Origin of the sequence: Sulfitobacter sp. DSM 110093, from assembly GCF_022788715.1 — a bacterium.
Taxonomy (GTDB): domain Bacteria; phylum Pseudomonadota; class Alphaproteobacteria; order Rhodobacterales; family Rhodobacteraceae; genus Sulfitobacter.
On the sequence record NZ_CP085167.1, the window covers coordinates 1964264 to 1975034 of the forward strand.

At 60.8% G+C, this 10771-nt stretch carries 10 protein-coding genes; all 10 read right to left on the reverse strand.

The genetic code is table 11. From position 1 onward, the window contains the following. Positions 1 to 118 precede the first annotated feature (118 nt). Positions 119 to 514 (reverse strand): Na+/H+ antiporter subunit G, encoded by a 396-nt coding sequence (locus tag DSM110093_RS09600; protein WP_243264831.1) that lies wholly within the window; start codon positions 512 to 514, stop codon positions 119 to 121. Next, the gene (locus DSM110093_RS09605) at positions 511 to 798 is read right to left on the reverse strand and encodes a K+/H+ antiporter subunit F (protein WP_093925894.1); all 288 of its coding nucleotides are present in this window, start codon (positions 796 to 798) and stop codon (positions 511 to 513) included. The genes DSM110093_RS09600 and DSM110093_RS09605 overlap by 4 nt, the downstream gene beginning before the upstream one ends. After that, on the reverse strand, positions 795 to 1295 hold the full coding sequence (locus DSM110093_RS09610) for a Na+/H+ antiporter subunit E (protein ID WP_243264832.1): 501 nt from the start codon (positions 1293 to 1295) through the stop codon (positions 795 to 797). Before DSM110093_RS09610 ends, DSM110093_RS09605 begins: the two co-directional genes overlap by 4 nt. A gap of 1 nt (position 1296) precedes the next feature. Then, a complete protein-coding gene (locus tag DSM110093_RS09615; RefSeq protein ID WP_243264833.1) occupies positions 1297 to 2841 on the reverse strand; it encodes a monovalent cation/H+ antiporter subunit D in 1545 nt (514 codons plus the stop codon). After that, positions 2838 to 3179, reverse strand: coding sequence for a Na+/H+ antiporter subunit C (locus tag DSM110093_RS09620; RefSeq protein WP_243260843.1), 342 nt, complete (start codon positions 3177 to 3179; stop codon positions 2838 to 2840). Before DSM110093_RS09620 ends, DSM110093_RS09615 begins: the two co-directional genes overlap by 4 nt. Position 3180: 1 nt before the next feature. After that, positions 3181 to 6039: a monovalent cation/H+ antiporter subunit A gene (locus DSM110093_RS09625; protein WP_243264834.1), complete on the reverse strand. Its 2859-nt coding sequence runs from the start codon at positions 6037 to 6039 to the stop codon at positions 3181 to 3183. 174 nt (positions 6040 to 6213) lie between these two features. Continuing rightward, positions 6214 to 7731 (reverse strand): malonyl-CoA synthase, encoded by a 1518-nt coding sequence (locus tag DSM110093_RS09630; protein WP_243264835.1) that lies wholly within the window; start codon positions 7729 to 7731, stop codon positions 6214 to 6216. Positions 7732 to 7910: 179 nt separating this feature from the next. Then, positions 7911 to 9227 (reverse strand): TRAP transporter large permease, encoded by a 1317-nt coding sequence (locus tag DSM110093_RS09635; protein ID WP_243264836.1) that lies wholly within the window; start codon positions 9225 to 9227, stop codon positions 7911 to 7913. Between the two features lies 1 nt (position 9228). Next, positions 9229 to 9723 (reverse strand): TRAP transporter small permease, encoded by a 495-nt coding sequence (locus DSM110093_RS09640; RefSeq protein ID WP_243264837.1) that lies wholly within the window; start codon positions 9721 to 9723, stop codon positions 9229 to 9231. Positions 9724 to 9730: 7 nt separating this feature from the next. Beyond that, positions 9731 to 10702 carry a TRAP transporter substrate-binding protein DctP gene (gene dctP / locus DSM110093_RS09645; RefSeq protein ID WP_243264838.1) on the reverse strand — a complete coding sequence of 324 codons (972 nt, stop codon included), beginning with the start codon at positions 10700 to 10702 and terminating at the stop codon, positions 9731 to 9733. Positions 10703 to 10771 lie beyond the last annotated feature (69 nt).

The following is a 10771-nucleotide window of genomic DNA, read 5'->3' on the forward strand; positions in this document are numbered from 1 at the left end:
TGGCGGGCTCCTTTCGGTCAGCTTCGGTTGGGCGACGCCGCTCATTAACCTATGCTGGCAGGAAAAGGTTTCCACCATCGTAACATTTTGAAATGAATTTGCCCCTTGCCGCTCGGGCTCAAGCGTTGGGCGGAGTTTCTTCGATTTCCCGGTCTTCTTCTGGCACGTTGAGCGTGGCCCAAGTATCCCCATCCGGCAATTCAGGCGGATTGGGCAGGCAGTCCCGACGGTGGATATTCGCCTTGGCCATGAAATTGGCCGAAACGGGCGCGGTGACAAAGATAAAGGCCATGATCAGCAACTCGTGCAGCGACCCCGATCCCGACAGGAAGGAACTGACCATTGCTGCCAATAGATAGGCGCCGATGCCCAATGTGGCAGCCTTGGTTGGCGCGTGTAGCCGGGTCATCGGGTCGTTCAGCTTGAGCAGCCCGATCCCGGCGACGACGACAAAGAAACTGCCAATAATCAGCAGCACAGCGACGGCATAGGTGGCGATGATGTCGAGGCTCATTCGATGATATCTCCGCGCAGAACGAAACGGGCATAGGCCACGGTCGACACGAAGCCGAGCATGGCGATGATCAGCGCCGCCTCAAAATAGATCTGCGTGCCTTGCAGGATGCCCAGCAAAACGATGATGCCGATGGCGTTGATGAACATCGTATCCAGCGCCAGAATACGGTCCCCGGTGCCGGGACCGATCCACAGTCGGATCATCGCCATGAACTGCGCGATGGCGACCAGCGTCAGCGCACCGTAGAGCGTGAGGGTCAGAAAATCACTTGCTTGGGTCATACGAAGATCTCCTTCAAGCGGCGTTCATAGCGGTCTTTGATGTCATCGCGCACCGCATCGGGGTCGGTGGCGTCAAGCGCGTGTACCAGCAGGTAGCGGCCGTTGTCTGACAGATCCGCCGACACGGTGCCGGGGGTCAGTGTGATGGTCCCTGCAAGGATGCTGATGGCTTCCGGCTCTTTCAGGTCAAGCGGCACAACAACCCAAGCGGGCGACATGCTGGCGTTGGATTTGGTCAAGATGATCCAAGCCACTTGGATATTGGCGATGATGATGTCCCACAGAACCAGCGCTACATAAGCGATCATGCGCATCGGGCGGATGCGGTGGGGCCGGTCGGTCCACCAACGCGCGGTAAGAACCGGGATCACAATTCCAAGGATCAGGCCAAAGACCGCCATGCCAGCGCTGAATTCATTTTGCAGCAGAATCCAGACGACAATCAGCAGCAGGGTCAGGAACGGATGCGGCAAAAGCCAACGGATAGGTCGCATCATGTCAATGGGCCTCCTCTTTGCCGTCCGACAGCTTGCCGGGGGTCTCCAACACGGTGGTCAGGTAACGCTCTGGGCCGAACAATTGATTTGAGATCGCCGTGGCATATTGCGTGGCCGGGCCCGCCAACAGCGTATGCGCGACCAGCAGCGCCAGCAGGCCTCCCACCGCGACATAGCTCAGCGCCGATGGCGCCTCGGCTGGGGTGGCCCCCTCTTCGGGCGCGACGCTACGGGACTTCCAAAAGACGACGCTGCCCGCGCGGCCAAAGCCTACAAGGCTCAGAAGGCTCGCGCCCAAGATCACGGCCCAGATCCAGACCCAAAGCCCGCTTTGCGTGGCGGCGTCCATGATCAGCAGTTTACCGACAAAGCCCGAAAGCGGCGGCACTCCGACCATGGCAATGGCCGCGACAAAGAACAGGGCCGAGGTCAGCTTGGCCCCCGCCACCTGCGGCTGCGCGGTCAGATCAAGGTTATCGCGCCCCGCCCGCGCCAGATCGGCAATCAGGAACAGCGCGCCAGCGGCCAGCGTCGAATGCACGATATAATAAAGCGCCGCGGCAATCCCTTCGGGCGTGAATAGCGCGATCGAGATCATCACCATGCCCATCGACCCGATCACCGAAAAGGCCACCATACGGTCCAACTGCTTGGCCGCCAGCACGCCGATCATGCCAAGCGCCAGCGACAGCAACGCGGCGGGCAGCAACCATGTGGTATGCAGATCCGCCGTGGCGGCAAGGTCAGGCGGGAAGATCAGCGTGTAGACGCGGATGATCGCATAGGCGCCGACCTTGGTCATGATCGCGAAAAGCGCAGCCACCGGGCCGGGCGCTTCGGCATAGCTCGAAGGCAGCCAGAAATGCAGCGGCACCACGGCGGCTTTGACCGCGAAGACCATCAAGAGCAGCACCGCTGCGATGCGGATACCCACGGTCGCACCTGCGTCGATCAGGGCCACCCGCTGCGCCAGATCGGCCATGTTGAGCGTCCCCGTCTCGGCATAGATGGCCCCAAGCGCGAAAAGGAACAACGTCGAGCCCAGCAGGTTATAGAGCACATATTGCACCCCCGCCCGCAGACGCGGCGTGCCGCCAGCGTGGATCATCAACCCGTAGGAGGCGATCAGCAGCACTTCGAAAAAGACGAAGAGGTTGAAAAGGTCGCCCGTTAGGAAGGCACCCATGATGCCCATCAACTGGAACTGAAACAGCGCATGGAAATGCCGCCCGCGTTCGTCCCATTTCGACCCGATGACATAAAGCAGGACAAACAGCGCCAGCACCGCAGTCAGCGTGACCATCAGCGTCGACAGGCGGTCGCCCACCAGCACGATGCCAAAGGGTGCTGCCCAATCGCTGAGTTGATAAAGCATAACCGTGCCGTCAGATGCCTCGACCGACAGGCCAAGCCCGACGACGACCAGCGCCAGCGCCCCAAACAGCGACAGTACCCGCTGGATGGTGATGTGATACCGCGCCGCCAACACGATGAACGGTGCCAGAAAGGCGGGCAGCACGATAGGAAGGATTAGCCAATGGGTCATGTGCGCTCCTCCGCCTCGGTGCTGGGATCGTCAACGTGATCGTCATTGCCCCCCAAATACGCACCAAGTGCGATCATGACGACCACAGCGGTCATGCCGAATGAAATAACGATGGCCGTCAGCACCAAGGCCTGCGGCAGCGGATCGGTGTAGCGCGCAGCATCGGTCAGGATCGGCGGCGCGCCTACGGTCAGACGGCCCGATGCAAAGAGAAACACGTTCACCGCATAGGTCAGCAGCGAGGTGCCCATGATCACGGGGAAAGTCCGCAAACGCAGCACCAAATACAGGCCAGAGGCCGTCAGGATGCCAATGGCAGAAGCGACGAGAAGTTCCATTTTATGCCTCCGCCTTGGTGTTGTCTTCGCGCGATGGGTCAATGTCCATCGGATGATCCGCCTCAGGCACATGGGCACGGCGCGCAAGCCGCGAGAAGCTTTCCAGCGTCAGCATCACCGCACCAACGACCGCAAGGAACACCCCAAGGTCAAAGAGCGCCGCCGTGGCCAATTCAAATTTGTAGAAAGGCGGGATGCGCACATAGGTAAAATCCGAGGTCAGGAAGGGTTTGTTAAAGAACCACGAGCCAATGCCCGTCAGCCCCGCGATCAACACACCGGTGCCGATGATCCCGTGATAGGGATAGCGCAACCGCGCCGAAGCCCAGGCAAAGCCGCTGGCCATATACTGCATCACCACCGCGATCGACACGATCAGCCCCGCGATAAACCCGCCGCCCGGCTCGTTATGGCCGCGCAGGAAGATGTAGAAGCCGACCAGCAGCACCACCGGCATGATCACGCGGGTCATAACCACCATCATCATTGGGTGACGGTCCCCTGCCCGCGGCTGGTCTGGTTTGCGGTTGAGCAGCCGCGCCCGCACCGGGCCCGAGAGCAGCGTTTCGGTCAGCGCGTAGATCAGCAGGGCAGCGATGCCCAGCACAATGATCTCGCCATAGGTATCAAATCCACGGAAATCGACGAGGATCACGTTCACCACATTCGTGCCGCCGCCGCCCTTGTAGGCGTTGGCGAGGTGGAATTCAGAGATGCTCGGCGCGACAGTGTCGCGCAGCAGATAGTGGTAAGACAGCGCCATGGTCGCCGCCCCCGCCGCGAGGGAAACCACAACGTCGCGCGACCGGCGCAGCACGCTGCTTTCAATCGGTGTGCGGTTGGGCAGGAAGTTCAGCGCCAGCAGCAGCAGGATGATCGTGACCACCTCAACCGTCAGCTGGGTCATTGCCAAGTCAGGCGCGCTGAAAAAGACGAAACCGGCCGAGACGATCAGCCCGACGATGCCGATCAGGATCAGCGACAACAGGCGGTTGCGGTGCAGGAAGACAAGCCCACAGGCCGCCGCCACCAGCATCAGCCAGCCCGCGATCTGCACCGCGTTGGTTGGCTGCAACGCACGGGTCGCGGCCCCGACGGTGCCGGTGGCCCAAGCGTAATAGCCCACCACAACAACGGTCACCGCCATAATAGCGGCATAGCGCGAGAAGGCCCCGTTGTGCAGACGCAGCGAGATCGCCTGAGATAGACCGACAAAGGCCGTGATGATGCGGTCAAAGATCGACTTGGCCTCGGGCCGGGGCGTGGCATCCCAAACACGCAGAAGTGGGGTGAAGAGCGCCAGCAGGATCAGGCCACCAACAACGGCGATGATCGACATATAAAGCGCCGGACCCAGCCCGTGCCAGATTTTGAAATGCGCCGAGGGAATCTCGGCCGCGCCGCCGAGGACCGAAGCCGTCACCAGCTTCACGAAAGGCTCGGCGAGGAAAGGTGCAAGGCCGATCACCACCACGGGAATGATCAACAGCGCAGGCGGCAACCAGAGGCCGGGCTTGGGATCATGCGGATGGTCGGGATAGTCGTCACGCTCTTTGCCCAGGAAGGTATGGCCGATCAGGCGGAAGCTATAGGCCGCCGAGAAAAGCGCGCCAAAGGTCGCAAGCCCCGGCACCAGCCACGGCATGTCAAAGAGCGTCGTGTGCAGGGTCTCTTCCAGCATCATCTCTTTCGACAGGAAGCCGTTGAGCAGCGGAATCCCCGCCATCGACAGCGCCGCCAGCGTGGCGATGACAAAGGTCACAGGCATCAGATGCCGTAGCCCGCCCAAACGCCGGATATCACGGGTATGCACCGCGTGATCCACGATCCCCGCCGACATAAAGAGCGCCGCCTTAAAGGTTGCGTGGTTCAGAATGTGAAACACCGCCGCCATCGCGCCAAAGGCCGTCCCGGTGCCCAAAAGCATGGTGATCAGACCAAGGTGGCTGACGGTAGAAAACGCCAGCAGCGCCTTGAGATCATGTTTGAACAACGCAATCACCGCGCCCAGCACCATGGTGATCAGACCCGCCGTGGTGACGATGACGAACCATTCGGGCGTGCCCGAGAGCACCGGCCACATCCGCGCCATCAGGAAAATCCCCGCCTTCACCATTGTGGCGGAGTGCAGATAGGCCGAGACCGGCGTTGGTGCTGCCATGGCGTGGGGCAACCAGAAGTGGAACGGGAACTGCGCGGATTTGGTGAAACAGCCCAGCAGGATCAGGATCAGCGCGGGCAGATAGAGCGGCGAGGCTTGGATCATCTCGCGGTTGTCGAGGATTACGCTCAGGTCATAGCTGCCGACGATCTGGCCCAGCAGGAGCATGCCACCAATCATCGCCAGCCCGCCCATGCCCGTCACGGTCAACGCCATGCGTGCGCCTTGACGGCCTTCGGGCAGGTGTTTCCAATAGCCGATCAGCAGGAAGGACGACAGCGAGGTCAGCTCCCAGAAGATCAGCAGGATCAGCACGTTATCGCTTAGAACGATACCGACCATCGCGCCTTGGAACAGCAGAAGGTAGGTGAAAAACTCACCCATATGATCATCGCGCGACAGGTAGGACCGCGCATAGGCGATGATGAGCAGGCCGATGCCAAGGATCAGACAGGCAAAGAAAAAGCCCAGACTGTCCAGCATCAAAGTCAGGTTCAGGCCAAGCTGCGGGATCCAGTCAACCCGCGCGGTGACCAATTCGCCCGCCAGCACGGCAGGCAGATGCGTCAGCAACCCCACCAGCGCCACGAGTGTGACCATAAAGGTCACTCCGGCGCAGGCTTGACGCCCTGCGGAATTCATAAGTCCGGGTAACAATGCACCAAGGAAAGGCAAGGCAACGATAAGGAAGAGGGACACGCGAACTCCTGATCTGGCGGACTGAAAGGTCACCACGTTCTGTAGAAATTTTCCCGGCACCTCAAGCGAAACCGGCCATTAAACGCCAGATTGTCGCAGGTTACACCGCAGTCCTGCCCCGCGAGATGGCGTTACCGCCGCCCCTATGCCCGCTAGAATGGCCCTCGGGCACCCCTATCCCGGTTGAAACAAGTCCCGGTAGGTTTCGCGCAGCACGTTCTTTTGCACCTTGCCCATCGTATTGCGTGGCAGTTCCGGCAGCACAATCAGCTTACGCGGCTGTTTGAATTTGGCCAGCGATGCGGACATATCCCCGGCGATCTGCTCAAGGTCCAGTTCCGCGCCCCGGCGCGCCACCAATACCGCCACCACAGTCTCCCCAAAATCGGGATGCGGCACGCCGATCACCGCGCTTTCCAGCACGCCGGGTTGGTCATCGAGCAGCAGTTCGACTTCCTTTGGGTAAATGTTGTAGCCGCCCGAAATGATCAGGTCCTTGTCGCGCCCCACGATGGTGACGTACCCATCCGCATCGCGCCGCCCCAGATCGCCAGTGATAAAGAACCCGTCTTCGCGCAATTCTTGCGCGGTCTTTTCGGGCATCTGCCAATAACCCTTGAACACATTCGGGCCGCGCACTTCGATGCTGCCGATCTCTCCGTCCGGGAGGATTTCGCCGGTCTTGGGGTCGGTTATCTTTAACTCCACATCCGGCAGCGGCAGGCCAACAGTGCCCGCGCGGCGCTCCCCTTCATAGGGGTTAGAGGTGTTCATATTCGTTTCGGTCATGCCGTAGCGTTCAAGGATACGGTGGCCGCTGCGTTCCTCAAAATCCACATGGGTTTCCGCCAAAAGCGGTGCCGACCCCGAAATGAACAGCCGCATGTTCGCTGCCGTCTCATTGGTAAAGCGCGCGTCATCCAAAAGCCGGGTATAAAAGGTCGGCACGCCCATCATCACGGTGGCGTGGGGCATCTCGTCGATCAGCCGGTCGATGTCGAGCTTGGGCATGAAGATCATCGCGCCCCCTGCCACCAGCGTCACATTCGTCGCCACGAACAGCCCATGGGTATGAAAGATCGGCAGCGCATGCAGCAGCACGTCCGCGCTGGTGAAACGCCACAGATCAACCAGCGTCTGCGCGTTCGACAAAAGGTTCGCCTGCGTCAGCATCGCGCCCTTAGAGCGCCCCGTGGTGCCGGAGGTATAGAGGAAGGCCGCAAGGTCATCCGCCGCCCGCGCGACGGTCTCGAACTTGTCGGAAGCCGAAGTCGCGCGATCCGCAAAGCTGCCATCGTTCTCCGTGCCCAAGGTCTCAAGCTGACAGCCTGCGGCCTTGGCCACCGGGGCCATCTCATTGCGGCGTGCGGGCTGGCAGACAAATGCCGCCGCCCCGCTGTCGGTCACGAAATAGCGCACTTCGTCTGCGGTATAGGCAGTGTTGAGCGGCAAAAAGATGACCCCCGACTGCACGCAAGCGGCATAGAGCGCAAGCGCATCGGCGGATTTGTCGATCTGCACCGCCAGTCGGTCACCGGGTTTCAGCCCCAGCCCGGTCAGCCCATGGGCGAAACGCGCGGCACGGCCCAGAAATCCCGCATGGGTCAGCGTCACCCCCCCTTCGAGATGGAGAAAGGCTGTCGTCTTGCCAGCGTGACGGCCAAACAGGGTGTCATAAAGGGGGTTTGCCATCACGGTGCTCCTCGCGTGTTAGGTGTGGGAAAGCAGACTGCCCCCGCGCGGGATTACAATCGTATTACGCAAGGTAATGCAAGCGGGCGCAAGCCCCTGCGGAGGGCATGGTGCAGGCAAATGTCGAATTATGGCAATAACTTGTAGGGCGGCGCTGACCCGCGCCGCCCTTGTGGTCTTTACCGGCCCATCAGGCTTGGCAGCCATGTCGCGATCTGGGGCAGCCAAACGATCAGCGCCAAGACAAATAGCTTGATCAGCAAGAACGGCATGACCGAGGCATAGATTTGCGGCATGCGTATCTCCGCAGGTGCGACCCCGCGCATGACAAACAGCAGCAGCCCGAAGGGCGGGGTCAGCAGGCCAATCTCCATCGTCAGCAGGTAGACCACGCCAAGGGTCAGTTCGTTAATCTCCATCGCATTCGCCAAAGGTACGAAGACCGGCACGGTGACCATGAGCATCGACACCTGATCGATGAAGCAGCCTAGAAACAGCAGGATCGCGATCATCCCCAGCAGCACCATCAGCGGCGTCGGATCGACCGCGTTGATCGCGTTTATCAGCCCATTGGTGGCCCCCGAGAAAGACAGCACCTGCGCGAAGGTCTGGCTGGCCGCGATGATGAACAGGATCATCACCGACAGCTTCAGCGTCTCCATCAGCGCGCGGCCCATCTTCTCCCAACTCAGGGCGCGATAGGCGGCCCCGATGATCACGGCGGTGATGCTGCCAAGGGCGGCGCTTTCCGTGGGCGTTGCGATCCCCGCGAGCAGTGAGCCGATGACCACAGCAAAAAGCACCGACAGCGGCAGCACATAGATCACGAAGGGCGTCCAACGTTCGCGCAGCGGCATTTCCTCGTAGACATCGGGCGGCGCGACTTTCGGGTCCAAAAGGCTCCGCCCCACCACATAGGCCACGAAAAGCACCGCCAGCAGCAGCGCGGGCAGCACCCCTGCGATCAGCAGCCCGGCGATGGAGATGCCCGCGAGCGAGCCCACCAGAACCGCCAGCGCCGACGGCGGGATCAACATCGCAATCGCGCCCGAGGCCATGATCGGCCCCATTGCCATCGACGGATGGTAGCCCCGTTTCAGCATCCCCGGCAGCAGCGTGCCGCCCAGCATCGCGGTATTGGCGATGGTCGAGCCGGAAAGGGCTGCGAAAATCGTACCACCGAAGATCGTAACAACCGACATGCGGCCCGGTACCCGCGTCACCACCCGCTCAATCGCGTCAATGGCGCGGTGCGCGACCCCGGTTTGAAACAGTATCTCTCCCATCAGGATAAACAGCGGAATCGGCGCGAGCTGAAAATTCGCCACCGACTGCGCCGAGTTGCGCGCCAGTTGCAAGATGCCGCGCTCTCCGCCCAATACGAAATAGGCGCCTACGGTGGTCACGGCGATGAAAGCAAATGCGACCGGCAAGCCGATCAGCAGCAAAACCGCCAATCCGCCCAGCATCAAGGTTAAAGTCAGTCCCCAATCCATGTCAAAGACCACTCAAGCTACGCTCGGCCGTTTCCGGATAGAGCAGACGACGAATAAAAATGATCGTACACAGCGCCAGCGACAGCGGCACAAAGGCCAGCATCCACCACTCTGGGATCACAAAAGACGTGCGGATCATCGACCCGCGCGCGGCAGAGGCCAGCACCGCCTGCAGCCCGTACCAGCCCAGCACCCCCGCCGTCACCGCGCCAATGGCGCTGGTCAGGCGGGTCAAAGCATGGGCCGTGCCCTGCGACAGGTTGCTGGTGATCAGATCAACCTTCACATGCCCGCCGATCGACAGCACCCAAGGCGCTCCAAGGAAGGTGGCAATCATCAACGCATATTGGATTGCATCCAAGGCGCCATAGACCACAGGCAAGCCGAGATTGCGCAGCACCACGTTAATCGCGATAAACACCGCGATCACCCCGAGGATACCGGCCGCAAACACGGCCAGCCCCCGGAGTGTCCGGTCAAACAGTGTTGAGATCATCGGGCGATCACTTAGTCATGCAGGCGCGCATCTGCTGCGCAAGATCGGCATCCACCTCTGCGACCGCCGCCCAACCGGCATCGCGCGCGGCATTGGTCCACGCTTCGGCATCGGCCTCGCTGAAGGTGATCGTCTCGATCCCCGCCTCTGCCTGCGCCGCGTATTCCGTCGCGTTGCGGTCGGCGTTGTCGTTGTTGAGATCTTCCATCCAAGCGGCACCTTCTTCGAGCTTGGCGCGCTGTTCGTCCGTCAGAGAGTTCCATGTGTCGAGGTTCACCAGAGTGTTCACGTCGACATTGTAAAAGCTCGGATCGACACGGTATTTCGTCTGCTCGTCCCAACCCAGGTCCAACACACCTTGGCTCGGCCAGCCGTAGCCGTCGATCGCGCCGCGTTCCAGCGCGCTATAGACTTCGGCCGGCGCAGTGCGCACCAAATTGGCGCCCAGTTGCGTGAACATCGCTTGATAGACCGGCGTGGTGCGGATGGTCAGACCGCTCAGGTCCGGCCCTTCGACCGGCTTGGTCAGATAAAGGTGATAGCCGATCCCGTCGCCGCCGTGGGCGAGGTATTTCACGTTCATCTGCTCTTGGTGGATGCCATCAACCAGTTCATAGCAGCCATTCTCGCGTTGCTCTTGAATGGTGTTTTCCGCCAGATGCAGCGCATCGCCCGTGGGCAGCAGGTTCGGGTAATAGGCGGTGGTGTTGTTAGCGATATCGACCACACCGGATTGCACGGCGTTGCCCAATTCGAAGGGCGGCACGGCTTCGGGGCCACCGACAAGATTGATTTGCACAACACCTTTGCCATTCTCATTGACCCACTCAACAAAGGATTCGAATTCGCGGCTAAAGGCGGTGCCAAGGGTAAAGGCCGACACGGCGCGTAGGGTGATTTCCTCTGCCTGGGCGGTGCTGGTGGTGGCAAGGGTGCTCACGGCAAAGAGCGCCGCGCTGAGCGTGGTCGTTGTTTTCATGGTCGTCTCCCAGTTGTTATCAAAAGCTCGCGATCTCTGCCCCGACGCCTTCGCATGCATATGCATAAT

Excerpts from the sequence above, each read along its gene's own strand:
- DSM110093_RS09620 (WP_243260843.1), bottom strand. The coding sequence starts at position 3,179 with ATGGAACTTCTCGTCGCTTCTGCCATTGGCATCCTGACGGCCTCTGGC.
- DSM110093_RS09610 (WP_243264832.1), bottom strand. The coding sequence starts at position 1,295 with ATGATGCGACCTATCCGTTGGCTTTTGCCGCATCCGTTCCTGACCCTG.
- DSM110093_RS09630 (WP_243264835.1), bottom strand. The coding sequence starts at position 7,731 with ATGGCAAACCCCCTTTATGACACCCTGTTTGGCCGTCACGCTGGCAAG.
- DSM110093_RS09640 (WP_243264837.1), bottom strand. The coding sequence starts at position 9,723 with ATGATCTCAACACTGTTTGACCGGACACTCCGGGGGCTGGCCGTGTTT.
- dctP (WP_243264838.1), bottom strand. The coding sequence starts at position 10,702 with ATGAAAACAACGACCACGCTCAGCGCGGCGCTCTTTGCCGTGAGCACC.
- DSM110093_RS09635 (WP_243264836.1), bottom strand. The coding sequence starts at position 9,227 with ATGGATTGGGGACTGACTTTAACCTTGATGCTGGGCGGATTGGCGGTT.
- DSM110093_RS09600 (WP_243264831.1), bottom strand. The coding sequence starts at position 514 with ATGAGCCTCGACATCATCGCCACCTATGCCGTCGCTGTGCTGCTGATT.
- DSM110093_RS09615 (WP_243264833.1), bottom strand. The coding sequence starts at position 2,841 with ATGACCCATTGGCTAATCCTTCCTATCGTGCTGCCCGCCTTTCTGGCA.
- DSM110093_RS09605 (WP_093925894.1), bottom strand. The coding sequence starts at position 798 with ATGACCCAAGCAAGTGATTTTCTGACCCTCACGCTCTACGGTGCGCTG.